We start from the raw sequence: 24285 nt of genomic DNA, 5'->3' as shown, positions 1-24285 counted from the left end.
TGTGCTGCAACTGCCCCTTTGTCAGAGTCTGGTGATCAGCGCCATCCTAAAGGGTGTTTCCCAGCATATGTTCCTGTTTTTTTACAATATTCAACAAAAAACAACTGCCGAGCATGCCGCGGCAACGATGCGGGTGGTGAATTCCAAGGCACGGAAATGACGAAGCCCGGGACATCTATTTAGATGCATGTCCCGGGCTATGAGGCTGACCCGAAATTCCGGACCAGTCAGAGTTGGATAAATCCGGCTTGATTCAGGAACTGCGACCAGGAGGTCATGGGGCATCACCTTCCTCGTAAAGTCTCTTTCGGGACAGAACATCAGGTTACTGCCGTGCGCTCATGGCACCCATGCCGCGCATGCGCCGTGAAAAATGCGCGCGCTCGGCGTCGTCCATCAATGCGAGAAACTGATCCGCATCCATGTGAATCAGCGCTTCGTGATCGCCGGCTTCGAAGTAGACATCCGGTTGCCCCGCGAGACTCGAATCGAGCCAGGTTTTCATGCCATAGGCCATGCACACCGGCGGCAATGCGCCCGCATCGCAATCCTTGAACAATTCACGTAACTCGACTTCCGTGGCGAGCGCGAGCCGCCGTCCGGTTTTGCTCCATAGCTCGGAAAATTGCACGGCGTGGGTCGAAGGCAGCACAGCGGCCACATAGCCGTGCTCGTCTTCGAGCAGCACGGTTTTCGCGAGACGGTCACCGGGAACGTGCGCGGCAGCCGCCGTTTCCATGCTCGAATGGCTGTACGGGTGACGCACGATTTCGTAACGGGAGCCCTTGCTGCGCAGGCACTCCTGCAAGGTTGGCGAGATCGACATGACACACCTCCTGTCGAGAGCCAGAAAAGGAATTCTGGCGTCTTTTCAGAATAGGTCACGCGGTGCCAGGAAGCACGGTGAGCATGCCCGCCGTGCTTCTATGAACACTGTTCAGCTTTTCACGCGCAACGCACGCGGATCGTACGGGGCGCTCAGATGCACAGTGGCTCGAATCAGATCCCCGGCCACGTCGATCGCATAGCGCGCGTCAGCGAGCCACGCGGCGTCGACGGCGCCGTCCTCGCGCGAGACAAAGCCCATCGCGACCGGGCAGCCGAGCGTATGACCGAAGGCCGCCGAGGTGACCGAGCCCACTGCCTCGCCATCGCGCAGAATGGCCTCGCCGCCCCACAACATCTGCTCGCTCGCGCCCTCTGCTGTAAGCACGACAAGCCGTCGCTGCAAGGGCTGCTTGCGCAGCCGCAGGAGCGCCTCGCGGCCCCGGAACGGAATGTCCTTGTCGAGCTTGCACGCGAACGAGAGACCCGCTTCGAATGGATTGCAATCGGGCGAGAGCTCGCGGCCCCATGCGCGATAGCCTTTTTCGATCCGCAGCGAATCGATCGCGTAGTAGCCGGCATTGACGAGCCCGAACGCCTTGCCCGCCGCGTGCAGGGTCTCGTACACGCCCACCGCGAATTCAACCGGCACGTACAACTCCCAGCCCAGCTCGCCCACATAGGTGAGCCGCGTGGCACGCACCGTTGCATAGCCGATGTCGACCTCGCGGCTTTGACCGAACGGAAAAGCCTCGGCGCTCCAATCGGCCTTTGACACGCTTTGCAGCAGCGCGCGCGAGTGCGGCCCCATGACGGCGAGCACCGAGTACTGGCTCGTCACGTCGACGAGCACACAGTGGCGATCGGCGGGAATCGCTTTCTCCAGATAGTCGAGATCGCGCGTCGCCTGGGCCGAGCCGGTCACCACGAGGTATTGGTCGTCGGCGAGGCGCGTGAGCGTGAGGTCCGACTCGTAGGTGCCGCGTTCGTTTAGCAACCCTGAGTAAATAGTGGAGCCTGCCGGCACGGCAACATCGTTTGCGACGATCGATTGCAGCACCGCTTCCGCATCGCGCCCCTTCACGAGCAGCTTCGCAAACGAGCTCATGTCGAACAGCGCAACGCCTTCGCGGCACGCGCGGTGCTCCGCGCCGCTCCACGGCTGCCAGTTCTGCTGGCCGAACGCATAGTCGATGCGCGCCTCGTCCGGGCTCGGCGCGAAGAAGTTCGCGCGCTCCCAGCCCATCTTGCTGCCGAAGCACGCGCCATCGGCCGCGAGTTGCGCGTAGATCGGCGAGCGGCGGAACGGGCGCGCCGTGTCGAGTTCGCGGTTCGGCCAGGGCATCGCATAGTGCAGGCCGAGCGTTTCCTTCACGCGGTCGTGCAGCCAGGTGTCGTTGCCGTTGAAGCGCGCGAAGCGGCGGATATCCACGGGCCACAGATCCATGGTCGGCTCCCCGGCGACGATCCACTCGGCCAGCGCCATGCCCGCCCCGCCCGCCGAGGCAATGCCCATCGAGTTGAAGCCCGCGCCCACGAAAAAGCGCCGCAACTCGGGCGCTTCACCCACGATGAAATTGTTGTCGGGCGTGAACGATTCCGGCCCGTTGTAGAACTGCCGGATCTGCGCGGTTTCGAGCGCGGGCACGCGCTGAAGCGCGTTCTCCATGAGAATTTCGAACTGATCCCAGTCGTCGGGCAGCAACTGGAACTCGAAATTCTCCGGAATGCCGTTCATGCCCCACGGCTTGGCATTGGGCTCAAAGCCGCCCATCACAAGCCCGCCCACTTCCTCCTTGAAGTAGATGAATCCGTCCGGGTCGCGCATGACCGGCAGATCGGGATGCACGCCTGCGATGCGCTCGGTCACGATGTAGTAGTGCTCCGCCGAATGCAGCGGCACGGTCACGCCGCACATGCGACCCACCGCCTTCGCCCATTGCCCCGCGCAGTTGACGACGATCTCCGCATGCAACGTGCCCTCCTCGCCGTCCTTGTTGCGCCACGACACGCCGGTGGCCGCTCGGCCCGAGGGCGTCGCTTCCGTGTGCACGGCGGTGATGCGCGTGTTCTCGACAATGCGCGCGCCGCGCTGGCGTGCGCCGCGCGCGAGCGACTGCGTGAGGTCGGTGGGATTCGCCTTGCCGTCGCCGGGCAGCCAGACCGCGCCCAGCAAGTCATCGGTGCGCATCACGGGCCATAGCTCGCCGGCCTCGCGTGGGCCGATCACGTCGCACACCACGCCGTAGGCCCGCGCGGAGGCCGCCGTGCGCTTGAGTTGCGTCATGCGCTCCTTGGTGCGCGCCACCGAGAGCGAGCCGCACTGCTTCCAGCCCGTGGCCAGCCCCGTCTCGGCCTCCAGCTCCGCGTAGAGCGCGGTCGAATAGCGAATCAGCTTCGTCATGCTCTGCTGGGAGCGCAACTGGCCGACGAGTCCCGCGGCGTGCCACGTGGTGCCGCACGAGAGCGTGCCCTGCTCGAGCAGGACAACGTCGCGCCAGCCGAGCTTCGTGAGGTGATACGCAACGGAACAACCGACAATACCGCCGCCGACGATGACTACGCGGGCGTGGGAGGGAACGGGTGTGGACATGGGCATGAGCCTCGATGCAAAAGGAGAGGACGTGACGGGTAACTTTGCTGCTAACTCCGGGCAAGCCAAAGAATGCAACATAAAACAACAAAAAACAACATCAAAGTCACATGCCGGAATTAACGAAATCGCCGGGACAAAACGCCTCATCTGTCCGGCCTGGCAATGGCTTCACGCCCGCCACATAGGAATTCCACCGTATTTCGCCCGCTCTTTTGACGTATCGCACACCACGCCGGATCGAACCACGAGGCATTTTGTGGTATTTTGTGACCTAACCTGTTTTGCCCGGAAACCACGCCATGGCCGATAACCACGCCGCCCCGCCCGCTGCATCCGTTGCACCGGCCACGCTGCTGAACCGCCGGCTCGCCGTGGGCCGCATCGATTACATCCTGCAAAGCCTCGACGCCAGCGGCTCGGTAAGCGTCGCGGACATGTCGGCCACACTCGGGGTCTCGCGCGAAACCATCCGTCGCGACCTCAAATCGCTAGCCGAGCAGGGCCGCCTGAACCTCGTGCACGGAGGCGCCGCGAAGCGGGCGCAAGACGAGCCGTCGCTCGCCTCGCGCGAGGCGGCGAACGCCATGGGCAAGGCGGCCATCGGCGCGGCGGCGGCGCGCCTCGTGACCGACGGCATGGTCGTGCTGATCGATTCGGGCTCGACCACACTCGGACTCGCGGCCTCGCTCGCGAACCATAGCGACCTCACCGTGATCACCAACAGCCTGCCGATCGCGCTGCTGCTGTGCCGCTCGCCGGGCGTGAAGGTCATCATGCTCGGCGGCGACATCGAGCCCAACGACGAAGCCGCGTTCGGCGTCGAGACCATGGCGGCGCTCGCGCATTTCCGCTGCGATCTGGTGTTTCTCGGCGTGGGCGGCATCTCGCCCGAAGGCGAGCTCACCGACTATTCGCGGCTTGCCGCCGAACAGCGCCACCTCATGATGAAAGCCGGCAAAGAGGTGTACGTGCTCGCGGACCACAGCAAGTTCGAGCACGGCACGCCCGTGCGGATCGCGCCCGTGCCGCACATCGCGGGGCTGATCGTCGACGCCGCGCCGCCCGCGCACATGGCGCGCGTGTTCGCGCAGAACCAGTGGAATGTGATCGTCGCAACCGGCCAAAGCTGACTCGCCCTCGCGATTTACCCCTTTCCGGGCGGCCCGCGCCGCCCGCTGTCCTGCTCCCGCATCCGCCCCCAATCGACTGCTCCCACCTGCGCCGCCCAGAGCGCGCCGCTATTGGGCGCCAGCGTGCCCGACGGCGACTCCGGGCATCGGTATATCTCCTGGGTATGTGGCAATTTATGGCGTATTGACTGTTTTTGTTGCGAGGCCTAGAGTTGCTTTAACAATGCAGTGACGCAGCGTCAGAACCGAAGTCAGAACCGAACTTCACGGAGACACCTCATGACGGCTTCTTCCACGTCTTGCCCGCCCGCCACCTCAGAAACTGGCGATCCGCTGTTGCTCACCCCCGGTCCGCTCACGACCTCGCGCACCGTCAAGGCAGCGATGGTTCACGACTGGGGATCGCGCGACGCGAACTTCATCGAAATCAATCGCTCGGTGCTCGCGCGTCTCGCCAGCGTCGCCAACGGCGCCGACGACTGGGTGACGGTGCCGATGCAAGGCTCGGGCACGTTCGCAGTGGAAGCGATGCTCACCACCTTCGTGCCCGCGAACGGCGAGGTGCTGGTGCTGATCAACGGCGCTTATGGCAAGCGCGCGAAGCGCATTCTCGAGATTGCCGGCCGCAAGACCGTGGTTCATGAAACGCCCGAAGACACGCCGCCCGACCTCGCGCAAGTGGAGGCCATCCTCGCCGGCACGCCGTCGATCACGCATGTGTTCACGATTCACTGCGAGACCACCTCGGGCATCCTGAACCCCATCGCTAAAATCGGTGCGCTCGCACACAAGTACGGCAAGGGCTTTCTCGTCGATTCAATGAGCGCGTTCGGCGCATTGCCGCTCGACGTGCAGACCATGCACATCGATGCGGTCGCCGCTTCGTCGAACAAATGCATCGAAGGCGTGCCGGGACTCGGCTTCGTGATCTGCCGGCGCGAGACGCTCAAGCAGACCCAGGGCAACGCCACCACGCTCGTACTCGACCTGCACGAACAGTGGGTCAACATGGAGAAGACGAACCAGTACCGCTTCACGCCACCCACGCATGTGATCGTGGCGTTCCACCAGGCGCTCGACGAGTTCGACGCCGAAGGCGGCGTGGCCGGACGTGGCGCACGCTACCGCAACAACTGCCGGATCCTGCTCGAAGGCATGCGCGCGCTCGGCTTCAAGCCGCTGCTGCCCGATGCCTTGCAGGCCCCCATCATCGTCACGTTCCACATGCCCGAGGACCCGCGCTTCGTATTCGCGCAGTTTTATGAAAGCCTCAAGGCGCGCGGCTACGTGATCTACCCAGGCAAGCTCACGGTGGCCGACTCGTTCCGCATCGGATGCATCGGCCGCATTGGCGAGAAAGAAATGCGCGCTGCGCTTGCCGCAATCGGCGAAGTGCTCGACGAGATGGGTGTGACGGGTCCGGTCGCTAAAACCGCTTGAAGGAAAACGCAATGAGCACGCTGAACGACAACGCACTGGCCGTGAATGGCCGCGAATACCGCTTCCCCACCGCGCCCGTGGTGGTGATCTGCCTCGACGGCTCCGAGCCCGCTTATATCGAAGAGGCCGTCAAGGCCGGGCGCGCACCGAACCTCGGGAAGCTGCTGCGCACGGGCACGAGCCGCATCGCCCAGTGCGTGATTCCGAGCTTCACGAACCCGAACAATCTCTCGATTCTCACGGGCCGCCCGCCGAAGGTGCACGGCATCGCGGGCAACTACTTCTACGACCGCACGAGCGGCGAAGAAGTCATGATGAACGATGCACGCTTCCTGCGCGCGCCCACGATCTTCGAAACCTTCTTCAAAGCCGGCGCGAAGGTCGCGGTCGTGACCGCCAAGGACAAGCTGCGCACGCTGCTGGGCAAGGGGCTCGATTTTTCGAGCGGCCGCGCGATCGGCTTCTCTGCCGAAAAGGCCGACCAGGCCACGCGCGAAAGCAACGGCATCAGCGATGTACTCGCCTTCGTGGGCAAGCCGCTGCCCGACGTCTACTCGGCCGATCTCTCCGAGTTCGTGTTCGCTGCCGGCGTGAAGCTGCTCGACACCTTCCGCCCCGACTTGATGTATCTCTCGACCACCGACTACGTGCAGCACAAGGCCGCGCCCGGCTCGCCGAAAGCCAATGACTTCTACGCGATGTTCGATCACTACGTGGGCCAGCTCGATGCAGCCGGCTGCGTGCTCGCGATCACCGCCGACCACGGCATGAACGACAAGCATCGCGCGGACGGCGAGCCCGACGTGCTCTATCTCCAGGATCTGTTCGACGAGTGGACCGGCAAGGGCAGCGCGCGCGTGATTCTGCCGATCACCGACCCGTACGTTGCGCACCACGGCGCGCTCGGCTCGTTCGCGACTATCTATCTGCCCGAAGGCGCGGATGCGCCAGCGCTCCTCGAACGCCTGCGCAACACCGCGGGCGTCGAACTCGCGCTCGACAGCGCGGCGGCCTGCGAGCGCTTCGAGCTGCCGCCCGACCGCGTGGGCGACATCGTGGTGGTCGGCACGCGCAGCAAGGTCTTTGGCACCAGCGCCGCGCGCCACGACTTCTCCGGCCTGACCGAACCGCTGCGCTCGCACGGCGGAATCTCGGAGCAAGACGTGCCGCTGCTCGTGAACCGCAAGGTCGACTGGCCGCAAGAGCGCGCGCTGCGCAACTTCGACATCTTCGACGTCGCGCTGAACTGCGTGGTGCAAACCGCCATCGCCTGAGCTGCTGCACGCAGCACAGGCACCGCACATATCGAACCCATCCTGCATGCCGCCGCGCCCACGCGGACGGCGCATGCAGGCCAAAGCACAGCCCACGAAAAACTCACCGAAACCGAAACACGGAACGAGGTAGCGATGAACGTCATGACGAAACCCGCATTCAAGCAGGAGTCCATGCGCATCGCCGGCCGGCAGGTCGCGACCGACGAAGTGATCGAAGTCCTGAACCCGTACACCAACGAAGTCGTCGGCACCGTGCCGGCGGGTCGTCCCGAGCATGTGCAGGAGGCCTTTGCCAAAGCGCATGCCTACAAGCCGACGCTCACGCGCTTCGAGCGCCAGCGCATTTTGCAGACCACGGCCGAGGTGCTGCGCGATCGCAAGGAAGACTTCGCGCGGCTCATCACCGCCGAATCGGGCCTGTGCTGGAAGGACTCGCTTTATGAAGCGAGCCGCGCCTACGATGTCTGGTCGTTCGCCGCTCAGCTCACGATCAAGGACGACGGCGAAGTCTATTCATGCGACATCAGCCCGAATGGCAAGAACCGCAAGATCTTCACGACGCGCCTGCCGCTGCTCGGCGTGATCTCGGCAATCACGCCGTTCAACCACCCGCTGAACATGGTGAGCCACAAGCTCGCGCCGGCCATCGCCACCAACAACCGCGTCGTACTCAAGCCCACCGAACTCACGCCGCTCACCGCGCTTGCGCTCGCCGACGTGCTCTATGAAGCAGGCCTGCCGCCCGAGATGCTGAGCGTGGTCACGGGCAATCCGCGCACCATGGGCGACTCGATGATCACCGACCCGCACTGCGACCTGGTCACCTTCACGGGCTCGGTGCGCGTGGGCAAGTACATCGCCCAGAACGCGGGCTACCGCCGCACGGTGCTCGAGCTCGGCGGCAACGACCCGCTCATCGTGATGGAGGACGCCGACCTCGAGCGCGCCGCGCAACTCGCGGTCACGGGCGCGACCAAGAACTCAGGCCAGCGCTGCACGGCGGTCAAGCGCATTCTCGTGGTCGAGAGCGTGGCCGACGCATTCGTCGAACGCGTACTCGTGCACGCGAAGAAGCTCAAGTGCGGCGACCCGATGGACCCGAGCGTGGACGTGGGCACCGTCATCAACGAGGCATCCGCGCAGCTGTTCGAGCGCCGCGTGGCCGACGCAGAAACGCGTGGCGCACGCGTGCTGTACGGCGCACCGCGCCGGGGCGCGCTGTTTGCGCCCACCGTGGTTGACCACGTGCCCTACGACTGCGAACTCGTGCGCGAGGAAACCTTCGGCCCGGTGATCCCGATCATCCGCGTGCCGAACGACATCGCGGAGGTGATCCGCATCTCCAACTCGACGGCCTTCGGTCTGTCTTCCGGCATCTGCACGAACCGGCTCGACTACACGACGCGCTTTATCAAGGAGCTGGAAGTGGGCACCGTGAACGTCTGGGAAGTGCCGGGCTATCGCACGGAGATGTCACCGTTCGGCGGCATCAAGGACTCGGGCAACGGCTACAAGGAAGGCATGGTCGAGGCCATGAAGAGCTATACGAACGTGAGAACGTGGTCGATGCCCTGGGAGTAAAACGCAAAAAAACCCTTGCGGCACGGCCTGAACGGGGCTCCAGGCACGGCCGCGCAGTAACCCTGGCTGGTCCCAAAAAAATCGAACAGGCAACATTGTCACGTTGCTGTCACGCTGTTGTCACACGGCAGAACTGCAGGCAGAACTGCAAAAACACACGAGGTTTTTCCAGCATCCAAACCCAACGCAAGGAAGGATGGATATGAAGACTCAACTGATCGCCGCGGTGACTTGTGCATTCGCGTTCGCAGCGGGCGCCGTCCACGCGCAATCCAATGTCGTGACCATCTATAGCGCGGACGGTCTTCATGACGGTTCGCCGAGCTGGTACGGCAACCAATTCGAAGCGTTCACGAAGGCCACGGGCATCAAGGTGCAATACATCGAGGCCGGTTCGAGCGGCGTGGTGGACCGCCTCGGCAAAGAGAAGTCGAATATTCAGGCTGACGTGCTCGTGACGCTGCCGCCGTTCATGCAGAAAGCCGCCGCCGATGGCCTGCTGCAAGCGTACACGCCGGCCGGCGCCGACAAGATCGATGCGCGCGACAAGGACCCGAAGGGCATGTTTGTCGCGATGGTCGACAACTACCCCACCTTCATCTACAACTCGGCGGTGCTCAAGACGCCGCCCAAGGCTTACTCCGATCTGCTCGCGCCGCAGTACAAGCAGAAGGTGCAGTACTCCACGCCGGGCCAGGCCGGTGACGGCACCGCGCTCATGCTGCAGACCTTCCATGCGTTCGGCGGCAAGGATGGCGGCTTCGATTATCTGCGCAAGCTTCAGGTGAACAACCTCGGGCCATCTGCATCGACGGGCAAGCTCACGGCGCTCGTGAACAAGGGCGAGCTCTACGTGGCCAACGGCGACCTGCAAATGAACCTCTCGCAGATGCGCGAGAACCCGAACATCCAGGTGTTCTTCCCCGCCGGCCCCGATGGCAAGCGCACTACGTTCTCGCTGCCCTATTACGTGGGTCTCGTGGCCGGCGCGCCGCATGCCGATAACGGCAAGAAGCTGATCGATTTCCTGCTGAGCGCCGCGGCCCAGCAAGAGGTCAGCAAGACCGCCTACGGCATGCCGGTGCGCACCGACGTGCATCCCACCGACGACAACTTCAAGACGCTCAACGCGGCGATGCAAGGTGTCGACGTCTGGTCGCCCGACTGGAATCAGGTCATGCGCGACCTGAAGGCCGACGTGGCGAAGTACAACCACGCGATTTCCAGCAACTGATCGAGCAACTCATGGCCAATTCCCTCACCATGGATCGGGGGCAGCAGCAAGCCTCCCCGGTGCCGGCCGCTCTCGCGCAAGGCGCGAGCGGTATCGGTTTCGAGAATGTGTCGGTGGCATACGGCGGGCAGACGATTCTGGATTCGCTCACGCTCACCGTGAAGCCCGGCGAGATCGTCGCGCTCATCGGCCCATCGGGCTCGGGCAAGACCACCGCGCTGCGGGCCGTCGCGGGCTTCGTGCAGCCGAGCGCGGGACGCATCGTGATCGGCAACAAGGACGTGACGCAACTGCCGCCCTATGCGCGCAATATCGGCATGGTGGTGCAGAACTACGCGCTGTTTCCACACATGCGCGTAGAGGACAACGTCGCTTTCGGGCTGCGTGCGCGCGGCGAGCAAGCCGACTTGATCCGTGCACGCGTGCCCGAGTGCCTCGGGCTCGTGGGGATGTCCAAGTACGCGAAGCGCTATCCGCGCGAGCTATCGGGCGGCCAGCAGCAGCGCGTCGCGATTGCCCGCGCGCTCGCGATCCGGCCGCAGGTGCTGCTGCTCGACGAGCCGCTCTCGGCGCTCGATGCGCAGATTCGCCGCTCGATGCTCGACGAACTCGCGAAGCTGCACCGCAGCCTGCCCTCGCTGACCGTGCTGTACGTGACGCACGACCAGACCGAGGCGCTCACGCTCGCAAATCACATCGGCATCATGCGCGACGGCAAGCTGGTCGCCTACGGCGACACCCAGGGGCTGTACCGGCATCCGCCGAACCGCTTCGCCGCCGAGTTTCTCGGCCGCGCGAACGTGCTGCCGGCACGCCAGTTGGAGCCGCTCGCCGACGGCTTCGCGCGGGTGCGTTGCGGCGATTTCGTAATCGAAGGACGCAACCATCACAACCTGGCCGCCAGCAGTGCGTGCTACGTGTGCGTGCGGCCGCACGACCTGCACTTCGAGCCGCGCGCGCAGAAGTCCAACAGCGTGACGGGCATCGTGCGCAGCGTGCAGTGGCTCGGCGAATTGCACAGCGTGATGCTCGAAGTGGGCGACGAGATGCTGCGCCTCACGCGCCCCCCGCTGTCGAGCCCGCCCGAACCGGGCGCCGTGCTGCCCGTGCATTTCGACGCGGCCGACGTCACGCTCGTACCGGAGGGTTAAGACCATGTCCGATATCGCCAATCCGGTGATGGCGCCGCCCCCGGCGCGCGCCGGCCGATCCGGAGCGCTCGCGCGCAACCTCTGGATCGCGCCGCCGCTCGTCGTGCTCGCGGCCATCTTCTTCTACCCGTTCGGCCTGATCGTGGCGCAAGCGCTGGGCGGCGACACGCACACGCTGTCGCTCGAGAACTTCACCACGGTACTGCGTTCGCATCAGTTCCTGAGCGGCCTGTACCACACGATCGCGATTGCCGTGTGCGCGTCTGCGGGCTGTCTGGTGCTCGGTTTCATATTCTCGCTCGTGATCGCGTTCGTGCCGTTTCCGGGGGCGCGCTTCGTGGGCCGCCTGATCGACACGTTCATTGCGCTGCCGACTTTTCTCGTCGCGCTCGCGTTCACGTTCGTGTACGGATCGGCCGGGCTGCTGAACCAGTCGCTGATGGCGATCTTCCATCTGAACCTGCCGCCCGTCGACTTCCTGTACACGCAATGGGGCGTCGTGCTCTCGGAAATCACGGTCTATACGCCGTTCATCATGCGTCCTCTGCTCGCCTGCTTCTCGCAGATCGACAACGCGCAGATCGAAGTGGCGAGCAGCCTTGGCGCGAAGCCGCTGCGCATCATCCGGCAAATCATCCTGCCGGCCGCGCTGCCCGCATTGCTCGCAGGCGGCAGCCTCTGCCTGCTGCTCACCGTGAACGAGTTCGGCATCGTGCTGTTCATCGGCGCGAAGGACGTGATCACGCTGCCACTGCTCATCTACGGCAAGGCGATTCAGGAGTTCGACTACACCACCGCGTGCGTGATTGCGGTCATCAACATCGCGCTGTCGCTCGGGCTCTATGCCTGCTATCGCACTGTCCTGTCACTTTTCGGAGGTCGCCGTGCTGCTCTGGGCTAGATGGGCAAGAATGTCGACGTGGAGCGCCGCCGCGCTGCTGTTTTGCGCGATCTACGGCCTCCCTGTGGCGATGATCGCACTCGCGAGCGTGAGCGGACAATGGAACGGCATCTTGCCGAGCCACTTCACGCTCTCGCACTACACGCGGGCGCTGCACGGCGATTCCGCCGAACTGCTGCGCATAAGCGTGTTCACCGGTGCGCTTGCGAGTGCGGCTGCGCTTGTGAGCGGCACGTGGGCCGCGCTCGCCTTGCGGCGCATGAAGGGCATGCCCAAGCGCGTGCTCGACGTGATCTTCTTCGTGCCGAGCGCGGTGCCCTCGGTCTCGATCGGCCTCGGGCTGCTGGTGGCCTTCAGCCAGCCGCCGGTGCTGCTCAACGGCACGGCCACGATCGTGTTCCTCGCGCACTTCCTGCTGATCTCGGCGTTCACGTACGGCAACGTCTCGGCGGGGCTCTCGCGGGTCGCGCCCGAGTATGGCGAGGTCGCCGAAAGCCTCGGCGCGAGACCGTTCTACCAGCTCACGCGCGTGACACTGCCGCTCGTTGCGCCCTACCTGCTGGCATCGTTCAGCCTGAGCTTCGCGCTCTCGATGGGCGAACTGGGCGCCACGCTGATGATCTATCCGCCGGGATGGGTGACGTTGCCCGTGGGCATCTTCGCGCTCTCCGACCGCGGTGCGATCTTCGATGCATCGACGCTCACGATGATCCTGGGCGCAGCCACGCTGCTCGCGTTGCTCGGGCTCTCGCGCATCTCGAACAAGGCCGCAGTGCGTTAAAACACTGAGGAGACCCAGGCAGACTGTTGCAAAGGGCGATCGTAAGAGCAATCATGGCAGGAATGCAGGTTGCGCAGGCAAAACAAAGCAATAGGAGGGGCCCGTGATTCTAATCGTCCTTCACCTCGCAGGCGGCGTCGCGTTGCTCACTTGGGGCCTGCACATGGTCGAGTCGGGGCTGATGCGCGCGTACGGCGCATCGCTCAAGCGCTTCATGGGGAAGAGCCTCGGCAACCGCTTCAACGCGTTTTTCGCGGGGCTCGCCATCACCGGCGCGCTGCAAAGCAGTACGGCGACCGGCATGATCGCGTCGTCGTTCGCAGCGCGCGGGCTGATGCGGCCCGTCACCGGGCTCGCCGTGATGCTCGGCGCGAACGTGGGCTCGACGCTGATCGTGCAGGCCTTCTCGCTCGATCTCAGCTGGATCTCGCCCGCCTGCCTGCTGATTGGCATGGGCATGTTCGAAAAAGGCAAAGGCTCGCGCAACCGCGATATCGGCCGCGCCTTAATCGGCCTTGGCCTGATGCTGCTCGCGCTCACCCTGCTCGTCTCCACGGTGCAGCCCGCCGAGAGCGCGCCCGCGCTGCGCACGGTGCTGGGCGCGCTGGCCGGCGAACCCGTGCTCAACGCGGCGCTTGCCTGCGTGCTTACCTGGGCCGCGCATTCGAGCATCCCTGTCGTGCTGTTCGTGATGTCGCTCGCGAACATGCATTCGGTGCCGATGGACAGCGCCATCGCCATGGTGCTGGGCGCGAACATCGGCAGCGCGCTCAACCCGTATTTCGAGGCGGCCAAGGGCACGGACCGCAGCCGCCGCCGGCTGCCCGCCGGCAACCTGCTGCTGCGCGGCGGCGTGTGCCTGCTGTTGCTCAGCCTGTGCTCGCCGCTCGCGCATCTGATCGACGGCGTGCCCGGCGACGCGAGCCGAGCCATCGCCAACTTCCATACCGGCTTGAACGTGGCCATCGCCGTGATGTTCATCGGCTTTCTCGATCCGGTGTCGCGGCTGCTCGAACGGCTGCTGCCCGCCCCCGGCATTGCCGACGATTCCGACGCGCCGCGCTACCTCGACGAAGACGCCTTGCAGACGCCGGCCCAGGCGCTTGCCTGCGCGGCGCGCGAAGTCATCCGGATGAGCGAGGTCGTGGACACGATGCTGAGCTCGAGCGTGCCGGTGCTGCTCGCCAACGACCGCCGCGCGGTGAGCGAACTGGCCGATCGCGACGACACCGTGGACATGCTGCACGATGCGATCAAGCGCTACGTCACCGACATCACGCGCGAGCCATTGAGCGATGAGGACCGGCGCTGGGCCTCGGCGATCATGACGGCGGTGATCAACCTCGAGCATATCGGCGACATCATCGACAAGAACCTGCTGGAAATCGCGCAGAAAAAGATCAAGATGCAGTTGAGCTTTTCGCCCGAGGGCGCGGAGGAACTGCGCATGATGCACCGCTCCGTGACCGGCAGCTTCCATCGTGCCCAGGCGCTGCTGGTGTCGGGCCGCACGCAGACCGCCGCGCAACTCATCGAGGATAAACAGGCGTTGCGGCGGCTCGAACGTTCGGCGCGCGACCGGCACCTTGAACGGCTGCGCGATGGTCTGCCGGACAGCATTGCGTCGAGTTCGCTGCATCTGGACGTGCTGCGCGACCTCGTGCGGATTCAGTCGCATATTTGTGCGCTTGCGTATCCGCTGCTCGAGCGGGAACGGGAGGAAGCGCTGGAGACCGCGGAGGTGCGGTTGCCAGATGTGAATTGAGGGGATGTGAAGGCGGTCCCCATCGAAAGCGCCGTTGCGACGGCGCTTCCTTGCTTCGTTCAGCAATGGCCCATGGCGACAGCCGTTATCGGGCTATCTACCCTCCAGTCAACCACAAATTCAATTATTTCCCGATTACTTGGCATAACACAGTAATTAGCGATTATCCACCCGGGAGATGTTGAACTGCCCAATAAAGGGTTCGTACCATGACGCCGGATTCACACCCATGCCGGCAATAAAATCATGCGTTTCGAACCCGACCTGTTTGACAAGCTCTTTTCTAACGCGCCTGACTCCCCTGCAGTGCGCACGCTTTCGCTCGAGGAACTCAAGAACTCCGTTGCGCGGAATATCGAGTCACTCCTGAACACACGCATGGTGTTTTCAGAGGAAAAACTCGCCGGGTTTAAAGAATGCGCCAAATCGATCCTCACCTACGGCCTCGAGGATTTTTCGGGAAAAAGCCTCGCGAGCCACGAAGACCGCGCCCTCATCTGCGAGTCAATCAAGCGGGTCATCAAACGGCATGAGCCTCGTCTGAAGGAAGCCACGGTGCAACTGGAACCGCGGATCCAGTCCATCAGCGCATTGCACTTTTCCATCAAGGCCACGCTGGTGGTCCACCCGGCGTGCGAGCCGGTCAGCTTCGAAGCGCAACTGCAACCGTCGACGCGCCAGTACTCGGTCAGCCGTGCAGGTGGCAGATTCCCCGGGGCCATCGATGGATGAACTGCTGCCCTGGTACGAGCAGGAACTGGCGTTCCTGCGGCGCTATTCGGCGGATTTCGCACAGCGCTACCCGAAGACCGCGGGCCGCCTCGGGATCACCGGCGAGCATGTTGCCGATCCGCACGTCGAGCGCTTGATCGAATCGTTTGCGTTTCTCGGCGCACGCATCAGCAAGAAAATCGAGGACGATTATCCCGAGTTTACCGATGCCCTGCTGGAGGTGCTCTATCCGCATTACCTCCGGCCTTTTCCGGCGTGCTCCATTGCGCAGTTCACCGGCAGCGACGCCGCCAGAGCATCCGCGCAGCCACCCGTCATCGCACGCGGGACAGAACTGAAGTCCGGCAAGCTTCGCGAAACAGAATGCATTTTCCGCACCGTTCATGATGTCGTGCTGGCGCCGCTGCGGATCTCCGAAGCACGCCACGCGCCAACCACCGTGGCGCCGGGTCTCGTCAACCTGCCAGCGGGCGCTACTGGCATCATTTCCATTACCCTGGAGTCGGATGCACCTCAAGCCGATATCGCGGCACTGAATCTCGACCGACTGCGCGTGCATCTGAATGGCGACCTGCCCCTGATCGCGGCGCTCCAGGACTGCCTGTTTCTCCATGCGCTCGCCGCCTATGTCGAGCCCGAAAGCAGTGGCCGATGGACGGCGCTGCCGGCGATCCCCCTGAGCCAGGCCGGCTTCGACGAAGACGATGCGCTGATCGACTATCCCGCGCGCTCGCATCCCGCCTACCGGCTGCTGACCGAGTATTTTGCGTTTCCGGAGCAGTTCAGCTTCGTCGACATGGATCTCGCCGCCATGGCAAAGACAGTTGGTCCCTGCGAGCGTCTGACTCTGCACCTCGTCCTGAAAACGGTACGTGCCGACTCGCACACCGCCCGCCTGCTCGGCGCGCTTTCAGCCCAACATCTGCGGCTGTTCTGCACGCCGGTCATCAATCTTTTCAAGGCGCACGCCGACCCCGTGCGCTGGACGCACACGGCCTCGTCCTGCCCGGTCATCATCGACGGGAAGAAGGCGGCGGACCACGAGGTGTATTCCATCGATACGGTGAGCCTCGTGCGCAAAGTCGGAGGTGGCGAGCGCACCACCGGGCTCAGGCCGTTCTATTCGCTGCGCCATGGCGAGCAGTCGCAGGCCGGGCATTACTGGTTTGCGCGCCGCAACGAATGGGTAGCCCGCAACAGCCCAGGTTACGAAACCGAGATCTCGGTGGTCGACCCGGGTTTCAATCCGGCCATTGCGCAGACCGATACGCTGAGCATCGACATCACAGCGACCAACCGGGATCTGCCCGCGATGCTGTCAATCGGGCTGGAATGCAGTGACCTTACTCCGGTGTCGACAAACAACTTCGTCGAGCACATCGCGCTGCTGATGCGGCCGACGGAGGCAACGCGCTTCGATCGCCGTGAAGCCGCGCACTGGCGGCTGATTTCCCACCTCTCGCTGAACCATCTTTCACTGGCGGCGGACGGCGCGGGCGCGCTCAGGGAAATGTTGAATCTCTACGACCAGCGCCATACGGCGGTATCCGCGCGCCATATCGACGGCATTGTGAACGTAGACGTAGACGAGTCGATCCAGTGGATGGCCGGCAAACCCTTCCCGACGTTCGTGCGCGGGTTGGAGATCCGCCTGACGCTGGACGAGGAGCACTTCGCCGGAGTGAGCGTTGCGACTTTCATCGGCGTGCTCGACCGCTTTTTTGCGCTCTACGTGCATATCAACAGCTTTACGCAACTGGTCGTGCTCTCGAAACGCAGTGGCCAGGAAATCGTCCGCTGCAAACCCCGCAGCGGCGACTCGATTCTCCTGTAATCGCGCACTGAAAAAAGGAAAAATCCATGGACGCCTACGAACGCATCCAGTCCATCAGCCCGTACGCGCTCCAGCATAACCGGCCGCTGAAGCTCGATACTCCGGTGGGCAAGGACGTGCTGCTGCCGCTGCGCGCGGTGGGCCATTCACGGATCGGCCGCGATTATGCCTTCACGGTCGACATGGTGTCGACTTTGCGACAGATCGAACTCAAGCAGTTGATCGCCCAGCCCGTCACGCTATGGATTCACCAGAACGACAAAAGCTACCAGCCGCATCACGGTTACGTGCACACGGTGCGGCGGCTCGGGGCGGACGGCGGACTCGTTCACTCGCAACTTGAATTCGCATCATGGCTGCACTTCCTGCGCTTTCGCAAGGATGCCCGTATCTGGCAGGACAGGACCGTTGCCGAGATTCTCGCCGACGTGTTCAATGCGCATCCTCAGGCACGCGGCCAGTTCCGGTTCAACCTGTATGGAGAACTGAGCAATCCGCTGCCCCGGCGCTCGTTCTGCATGCAGTACGAGGACGATTGGAACTTCGTGCACCGGCTCATGGAGTCCGAAGGACTGTGGTGCTACTTCGAGCAGGCGCGGGACGGGCAATCCCATACGCTGGTCATCACCGATTACAACTACTTCTGCGAAGCGTTGCAGCCCGACCAGATCGACTTCTCGCGCACGGCGACTGGCGCCGGGTTCGACGGATTCTCGCAGTGGTCGGGCACGCGCACGCTGCAGAGCGTGCGATATACGGGCGCTACCGGGAACTACAAGGCACCGCGGTCCAGCTACGTCCGCAGCAGGAAAACCGCGCCCAACCAGGGGGACTTGCCCGGCCAGACCGAGGTGTATGAATACACCGGGAAATACACGTGGCAGGACGATAAACGGGGAGACCATCTGGCCACGCTCCGGATGGAGGAACTGGAGTCGCGTGCGAAGCGGTTTCATGGCGCGGGCAGTATCCGCCACATGGACGCGGGCCGGTCTTTCGAGCTGGGCAACCATCCAGACCACGAAAACGATACGCAGCAGGAGCGCGAATTCCTCGCCATCGAAGTGCAGTGGTTTATCGCCAGCAACCTGCCGGCGGGCAACACGCGGCCGTTTCCGGGGAGTCTCGAGACGGAACTGGCGACCGTGCGCGCCAGCTACCTCGGCGAAGAGCCGGCGGGCGGCAAGCCAGGTTCGCCCGCGAGCGGCACCGGTGACTGCTTCTTCCTCACGCTGGTCGAAGCGCAGCGCATGAGCGTGCCGTACCGCAGCCCGTTCGAGCACCAGAAGCCTCCGATGCGGATGCAGACGGCGACCGTGACTGGCCCCGAGGGCGCGGAGGTGTACACCGACTCGCTGAACCGCATCAAGGGGCGCTTCGAGTGGGACCGTCTGAACAGCGGCGACGAAAATTCCTCGTGCTGGCTGCGGGTGGCGATGTCGGACACGGGGGGCGGCTACGGGGGCGTGCACGTGCCGCGCGTGGGCGAGGAAATCCTCGTGGACTGGATCGACGGGGATTGCGACAGGCCGATTGTGACGGGGCGCGTTTACAACGGCTCGAAAACGCCTGGGTGGCATTCGAACGGGATCCTGTCGGGCTACAGATCGAAGGAATACGGCGGCAGTGGCTATAGCCAGATGGTGCTGGACGACGCAACGGGCCAGTGCCGTATGCAGCTTTATAGTTCAACTGCGAATTCGCAGTTGCATCTGGGGTATCTGATTGCGCAGAGCGGCAACACGCGCGGCACTTATCTGGGTATGGGCTTCGATTTGAAGTCGGATGCGTGTGGTGTGGTGCGCGCGGGCCGGGGGCTGTATGTCAGTACGCACGCAAAAGGCACGGCGAACCAGCAACTCGACGTGAGCGAAGCGCATATGCAGTTGACCGGCTCGCAAAATGCGCTGAACACACTCTCGCAAGCGAGCCAGGATCACCAAGCCGAATCTCTGCAGGACGGCGCAAACGCACTCAAGGCCTTCACCGACGCGACGCTGTCAAGCGCGCAGGTGGCGAGCGCCAGCGGCGGCAACACGGCGGGCGGAGGCACGGGCAGCGCGAATGCATTCAGCGAACCAGTGATGCTGATGGCAAGCCCAGCTGGAATTGGTCTCTCGACGCAGCAATCCACACACATCACGGCCGATCGGCAACTGAATCTCATCAGTGGCGAGAGTATGCAGATCGCCACGGGTAAATCGCTCGTCGCGAGCATTTGCCACAAGCTAAGTCTATTCGTACGCAACGCGGGGATGAAGCTGTTCGCGGGCCAGGGCAAGATCGAAATTCAGGCGCAAAACGACGCTATTGAACTCTTAGCGAAGAAGGTGCTTTCTCTCATTAGCACTACAGACTGGATCAACCTGACCGCGAAGCAAGGCATCCGGCTGAGAGCCGGCACCAGTGAACTGGTTATCAGCCTGGACGGTATAAAGGGATTCACGCCCGGCGACAACATCATGCACGCGGCCGATCACCAGACGGTAGGTCCGCAAAGTGTGCCCGCCACCTTTCCCGGTCTCCCCGATCACTTCTGCGAGCGCTGCTTCCTGATGGCCGCGCACTCGGGCAGTGCGATTGCACCTCAATAGGCGAGGAAATTTCAATGGCTGAATTCGTGCTACTCGATGCTGCCATCTGGCAAGCCGCGCCGCAGTTCGATGCGCTTACTCGCACGGCGAATGCTGTTCCGCTGTATGCGGACTTGCCCTCGACGAATGCCAGTCAGTTCGGGCCGTGGCTTCTGGAAGCCGATGCATTCAAAGCCTGTCTGCCCGGCGACGAAGCGTGCGAGGTGCCATGGCGATACGGGATTAGCCGGCTCGTGACCGATGCGAACCTCGCGACCCTGGCAATGCACCTGGAATCGCAACGCAGCATCGAGATGGAGGAAGGCGACCGCTACTACCTCCGGTATGCCGACACGCGTGCACTCGACACACTGTCACGCGTGCTCACGCCCGATCAGGTGAGGCAACTCAAAGGTCCGGTCGGGCATTGGCTTTATGTGGGCCGTCTCGGGGAGAGTCGCGAGTTTGGAGCGGGTATCCCGGCCGACCCAAGACGCCACCCTGTAATTGTTCTGGCCGGCGAGCAGAACACCCGGTTCCTCGAACTGCAACTGGCTGTGGCGCTTGCCGGTGAACTGGCTACGAGCGGCATCGATCCCGCCGATTCGACTCTATCCGCCGAGCAATATCGGCACGTCGAGGCAGCGGTCGCGTTCGTTCTTCTACATGGGATCGAACCGATCGAGGTGCAGCGGCATATCGCGGCGATTGCGATCGAGACCGAAGGAGCGGTGTTCGCTGACTCGCGATTTCTGGCAAAGGTCGAGTTATCCAAAGCCTCGGAGCAGTGGCATGAACTCATGAAGTGGCTCGCGGTTTAGACAAACTGAAAGGACACAAGACGATGACAAACCGGAAACTTCGTGCATGGCGGGCAGCGTTCGGCGTTGCGTTGCTGGCTGCGCTGACGGCCTGCCAGTCGGCTGGCAAGGAAGAAAGATTCGGCTACGGCATGGGTGGCATCGATCACCTGGCGGACAACCTGAGCGTCACGGATTTTTGGGTCAACGGGGCGGCGGGCCAGCAGGCCGGTACCGGTAATGCGGGCGTGCAAGCTCCTCTGCTGCCGGCCAAATGGCGTCCGGGGATGACGGTGCATGTCGTATGGGACGTCCGGGACTGGCAACACGATAAGGGCAGCACTTACGAGGCGGATGTGCCGGTTGAACCCTACCCGGAAGAAGGGGGAGCCCTCTGGGTGCATTTCCTTGCCGACGGCACCGTGCGCGTGGTGGTGGCCAATCATGGACCGCGCGCGCCCGATTACCCCGGCCCGCATGATCCGATTCCGAGGAAACAGCCCTGGTATATGTATCCCGCAAGGGGTGATCGGCGTGACTTGAATGAACAGTTGCTGGACGATCGCATCATCAAGCAGCGGTGTTCCAGCGCGTCCGATCCGGCACTCTGCGAGAAGCAGGAGGATGAAAAAGCACTTGACGACCAGCGTGCGGATGCGCGCCGTTATCTGCCCAAATGCGCTTCGGCGACAACCGGATACGATTTGGAGGAGTGCAAAAAAAATGCACGGCAGAGCATGCGTGCCGCACGCTTTGCCCGGCGCTGCAAGGCGGTGCCGAGTTTGCCTGAATGCACGCCCAAAAAGACCACCACCGGTACTCCCCAGCATGACGCAGGAGTAACCGGCCAATGAACGACAACATCAACCTGTTACAGGCCGCCGCGCACCCGGACAACACCGAAGGCGTGACCGCGACGGCGCCCACCCTGAGATGCCGCCCGGAAAAGTGTGAATTCGCGCTCCATATCGGTGTGTTCTTCGATGGCACCGGCAATAACCAGGACTGGGCCGAACCGGGCGCGGGTGGCACGACGCAGTTGGAGCGGAAAAAGGACAGCAACGTCGCACGCCTGTATCGGGCATATCCTACGGATGGACTGAGCGGTTACTACCCTGTCTATATTCCCGGCGTCGGCACACCGTTTCCCCTGATCGGCGAGGAAGGAGAGAGTGCGCTGGGAATGGGCTTCGGCACGGGCGGCGATGCGCGCATCGTATATGGCCTGCTGCACGTGCTGAATGCGATGCACCGGTCGATCAACAACTACGACACGCCCATGATGGAGTGGCAAACCGTCAAGGCGCTATGCAGCAACGCATGGCTGCCGCTCCAGGCCGGCGTTGACGGCGGCAGTCTCAACACCCTCTCGCCGGCCGACCAGCGGGAGCTGGACAAGGTGGGCATGAAGGACCAGGGCGGGCTGCTTACCCTCAACGGCTATTCCTACCGGACAAAGTTCCTGAAGGAGCAGTTCGCGCAGCTCGCGCAAAAGATCAGCGAGACACGCTATCCGAAGTTGATCGAGGTCTTCATCGATGTGTTCGGCTTCAGCCGTGGCGCGGCGCAGGCGCGCGTGTTCTGCAACTGGCTCGATGAATGTTTCGACGGCGACATGCTCGCTGGAGTCAAGACGCACATCCGCTTTCTCGGCATCTTCGACACGGTGGCCGCCGTGGGGCTCGGGCCGGCTGCGAGCCGCTGGACCAATGGCCATGACGCGTGGGGAGAGACAAAGAATCTACGGATCTCGCCGCGCGTGCGCCACTGCGAACACTATGTCGCGATGCACGAACAGCGCGAGTCGTTTCCCCTGGACGACGTGCAGACACCCGGCGACGTGATGCCACCGCGCTGCCGCCAGTTCCGCTTCCCAGGCATGCACTCCGATCTGGGCGGCGGATATCTGCCCGGGGAGCAGGGCAAGAACGACGGAAACGACGAGAACAAACTGGCCCGCATGCCGCTGAACATGATGTATCTGGCGGCCCGGGCGGCAAATGTGCCAGTCGATAGCGATATCGCAAAAATCCGTGATGGTTGGGATGCGTTCGTGATCAGCAAGAAGCTCCGATCCGACTACACGGCCTTCATACAGGCCAACGGCACCGGGGTACGCGCCATCACCGATTGTCTGATCGACATTCTCGCGTGGCGCTACGAGTACCGCCATGTCTACGCAACGCTGCCATTCGTGCAGGGCGCGGGAAGCAACGACCAGCAAGACCTGCTCGATGCGCACCGGGTATTCATGAAGGACATCGGCGAGGACGGCGGCACAGCAACCCAAGCCAACCCTGCACAAAACGATGCCGGCGCCCGGCGGCCATCGCGACTCCGCCGGATCTTCGGCACGAATCGGGCCGAAGATCCCGCGCGCACAGCGCTCTCTCAAGGCACGGCGTTCATACCGAAGGAGCGTCGCGAGATCCTTGACCGGATCATGCAGTGCCAACCGGGCGACGTGGAACTGGCATTTTTCAGCGCGTATTGCCACGACTCATACGCGGGCTTCAAGCCGTTCACATACGTGGTCACTGCCCTGATGCACAACGCACCACGGGAGAGCGGGGGCTACCTGCAATACCGCACGCGTTACGCCGGCGAGAGCCTGCGGCTCGCAATGCGCGAATCTCTCCAGCAGGAAGATGCAATGGCTTCCATCGCATAACGAGGAAAACAGCATATGAAAGATGAACACGGTCGCGGCGTCATTCGCCTCCACGACAAAACCACGCACGGCGGCGAAGTCATCACCGCATGCGACGAGATAAAGGCGAAGGGCGTCCCCGTTGCCTTGCAGGACGACTTGACGTGGTGTCCTAAATGCAACGGGAAATTCAAAATTCTGCCCGAAAACAGTAAGCGCAACCATTGTGGCAAGCAGATTGCATACCACGATGATCCGACCGAGTGTGGAGCCCGTCTGATTTCATCGTTGTAGCCAAACCGAAGCGAAGCTTTACCCAACCACCACTGAACGACGAAAGCGGTGGGCACCAGCCATGCTGTGTTGCACCGAAACGTGGAAAACTGAACATGACCAGACATTTCCTGAATTCTTGCCTGAAACTTGCATCGCACGGATGCGTAGCCGGATGCGTGCTTTTTACAGCAGTGCCTCCAGTCAACGCGGCACAAAACGACGACCACTGGGTAGGTGTATACAGTGCGGATTTGCAGGGACACTGCGATGTCAAACCATTGTTCAAGATTGCGAAGGAAGATGGAGATATCGTGGGATATCTGCAAGGTGATGACGGTAGTTGGCACGATGCAGAGCTAGTCCCTATTACGAGAAAAAAGCTGAAAAAAACTTTCCCGGAAAAAGATCTCAATGGTGTCAGTATGCTCGTTCTGGAGGAGTCCACCGTTATTGTTCACGCTCCGCCGGGTTGGCGATATGACGAGAAATTCGCTACATGGACAGGAGACTTTGCTGTGTTTCCATTCAACGCCGTCCTCGACCTGCAAAAGACCGATGTAGCCGCAGACGATCCAGATCTGCCGATGAAGCAGCGTATGGTTTGCCTCAAGAACCGGAGCCAGGCGCAGAACCTGTCCGCATTTTTGTGGGCGAGGCGGTTAAAGGAATCGTTACCCGCGCGCCTGCGTGAATCGGTCGCCAAACAGGATAGCAAACTGGTTCATCGCCGACTTCCAGT

Annotated in this window: 21 protein-coding genes; 19 read left to right on the top strand and 2 right to left on the bottom strand. The window is 62.9% G+C overall.

Annotated elements, in window-relative coordinates:
- Nucleotide 1: 1 nt before the first annotated feature.
- A complete protein-coding gene (locus HV773_RS28830; protein ID WP_175197573.1) occupies nt 2–160 on the top strand; it encodes a hypothetical protein in 159 nt (52 codons plus the stop codon).
- A 165-nt stretch (nt 161–325) separates the two neighbouring features.
- Here the strand turns inward: HV773_RS28830 and HV773_RS28825 are convergent, their stop codons facing one another.
- Both HV773_RS28825 and HV773_RS28820 read right to left on the bottom strand, forming a co-directional pair.
- Nucleotides 326–826 (bottom strand): aminoacyl-tRNA deacylase, encoded by a 501-nt coding sequence (locus HV773_RS28825; protein WP_175197572.1) that lies wholly within the window; start codon nt 824–826, stop codon nt 326–328.
- Between the two features lie 111 nt (nt 827–937).
- Nucleotides 938–3418, bottom strand: coding sequence for a GcvT family protein (locus HV773_RS28820; RefSeq protein ID WP_175197571.1), 2481 nt, complete (start codon nt 3416–3418; stop codon nt 938–940).
- A 4-nt stretch (nt 3419–3422) separates the two neighbouring features.
- Here HV773_RS28820 and HV773_RS28815 point away from each other — a divergent pair, with 4 nt between their 5' ends.
- The 18 genes from HV773_RS28815 to HV773_RS28730 form a co-directional block, all read left to right on the top strand.
- Nucleotides 3423–3731: a hypothetical protein gene (locus HV773_RS28815; protein WP_175197570.1), complete on the top strand. Its 309-nt coding sequence runs from the start codon at nt 3423–3425 to the stop codon at nt 3729–3731.
- Nucleotides 3721–4551: a DeoR/GlpR family DNA-binding transcription regulator gene (locus HV773_RS28810; RefSeq protein ID WP_175197569.1), complete on the top strand. Its 831-nt coding sequence runs from the start codon at nt 3721–3723 to the stop codon at nt 4549–4551. Before HV773_RS28815 ends, HV773_RS28810 begins: the two co-directional genes overlap by 11 nt.
- A gap of 279 nt (nt 4552–4830) precedes the next feature.
- Complete coding sequence (locus HV773_RS28805; RefSeq protein WP_175197568.1) at nt 4831–5991, top strand: 2-aminoethylphosphonate--pyruvate transaminase; 1161 nt, start codon at nt 4831–4833, stop codon at nt 5989–5991.
- An 11-nt stretch (nt 5992–6002) separates the two neighbouring features.
- Nucleotides 6003–7265 (top strand): phosphonoacetate hydrolase, encoded by a 1263-nt coding sequence (gene phnA / locus HV773_RS28800; RefSeq protein WP_175197567.1) that lies wholly within the window; start codon nt 6003–6005, stop codon nt 7263–7265.
- Nucleotides 7266–7400: 135 nt separating this feature from the next.
- Nucleotides 7401–8849, top strand: a complete 1449-nt coding sequence (gene phnY / locus HV773_RS28795; protein ID WP_217481954.1) for a phosphonoacetaldehyde dehydrogenase — start codon at nt 7401–7403, stop codon at nt 8847–8849.
- A 202-nt stretch (nt 8850–9051) separates the two neighbouring features.
- Nucleotides 9052–10083, top strand: coding sequence for a 2-aminoethylphosphonate ABC transporter substrate-binding protein (locus HV773_RS28790; RefSeq protein ID WP_175197566.1), 1032 nt, complete (start codon nt 9052–9054; stop codon nt 10081–10083).
- A gap of 11 nt (nt 10084–10094) precedes the next feature.
- On the top strand, nt 10095–11234 hold the full coding sequence (locus HV773_RS28785; protein WP_175197565.1) for an ABC transporter ATP-binding protein: 1140 nt from the start codon (nt 10095–10097) through the stop codon (nt 11232–11234).
- Nucleotides 11235–11238: 4 nt separating this feature from the next.
- Nucleotides 11239–12135, top strand: a complete 897-nt coding sequence (locus tag HV773_RS28780) for a 2-aminoethylphosphonate ABC transporter permease subunit (RefSeq protein ID WP_175197564.1) — start codon at nt 11239–11241, stop codon at nt 12133–12135.
- A gap of 10 nt (nt 12136–12145) precedes the next feature.
- Nucleotides 12146–12916 carry an ABC transporter permease subunit gene (locus HV773_RS28775; RefSeq protein ID WP_246282466.1) on the top strand — a complete coding sequence of 257 codons (771 nt, stop codon included), beginning with the start codon at nt 12146–12148 and terminating at the stop codon, nt 12914–12916.
- A gap of 103 nt (nt 12917–13019) precedes the next feature.
- Nucleotides 13020–14681 (top strand): Na/Pi cotransporter family protein, encoded by a 1662-nt coding sequence (locus HV773_RS28770; protein WP_175197562.1) that lies wholly within the window; start codon nt 13020–13022, stop codon nt 14679–14681.
- Nucleotides 14682–14924: 243 nt separating this feature from the next.
- Nucleotides 14925–15413 (top strand): type VI secretion system baseplate subunit TssE, encoded by a 489-nt coding sequence (gene tssE / locus HV773_RS28765; RefSeq protein ID WP_175197618.1) that lies wholly within the window; start codon nt 14925–14927, stop codon nt 15411–15413.
- On the top strand, nt 15406–17247 hold the full coding sequence (tssF, locus tag HV773_RS28760) for a type VI secretion system baseplate subunit TssF (protein ID WP_175197561.1): 1842 nt from the start codon (nt 15406–15408) through the stop codon (nt 17245–17247). The genes tssE and tssF overlap by 8 nt, the downstream gene beginning before the upstream one ends.
- Nucleotides 17248–17273: 26 nt before the next feature.
- On the top strand, nt 17274–19841 hold the full coding sequence (locus tag HV773_RS28755; RefSeq protein WP_175197560.1) for a type VI secretion system Vgr family protein: 2568 nt from the start codon (nt 17274–17276) through the stop codon (nt 19839–19841).
- Between the two features lie 14 nt (nt 19842–19855).
- Nucleotides 19856–20641, top strand: a complete 786-nt coding sequence (locus HV773_RS28750; RefSeq protein WP_175197559.1) for a DUF4123 domain-containing protein — start codon at nt 19856–19858, stop codon at nt 20639–20641.
- A gap of 23 nt (nt 20642–20664) precedes the next feature.
- Nucleotides 20665–21474, top strand: a complete 810-nt coding sequence (locus HV773_RS28745; RefSeq protein ID WP_246282464.1) for a DUF3304 domain-containing protein — start codon at nt 20665–20667, stop codon at nt 21472–21474.
- Entirely contained in the window at nt 21471–23291 is a 1821-nt protein-coding gene (locus HV773_RS28740; protein ID WP_175197558.1) for a T6SS phospholipase effector Tle1-like catalytic domain-containing protein, read from the top strand. Before HV773_RS28745 ends, HV773_RS28740 begins: the two co-directional genes overlap by 4 nt.
- 15 nt (nt 23292–23306) lie before the next feature.
- Nucleotides 23307–23564 carry a PAAR domain-containing protein gene (locus HV773_RS28735; protein WP_175197557.1) on the top strand — a complete coding sequence of 86 codons (258 nt, stop codon included), beginning with the start codon at nt 23307–23309 and terminating at the stop codon, nt 23562–23564.
- Between the two features lie 95 nt (nt 23565–23659).
- Nucleotides 23660–24285 (top strand): hypothetical protein (locus HV773_RS28730; RefSeq protein WP_175197556.1); only part of this gene is annotated, 626 nt, incomplete at its 3' end.

The sequence above is a fragment of the Paraburkholderia caffeinitolerans genome (assembly GCF_902859945.1).
GTDB classification, from domain to species: Bacteria; Pseudomonadota; Gammaproteobacteria; order Burkholderiales; family Burkholderiaceae; genus Paraburkholderia; species Paraburkholderia caffeinitolerans.
The sequence above is the reverse complement of the archived record's forward strand: the minus strand, read 5'-3'. Positions and strand labels throughout refer to the sequence as shown.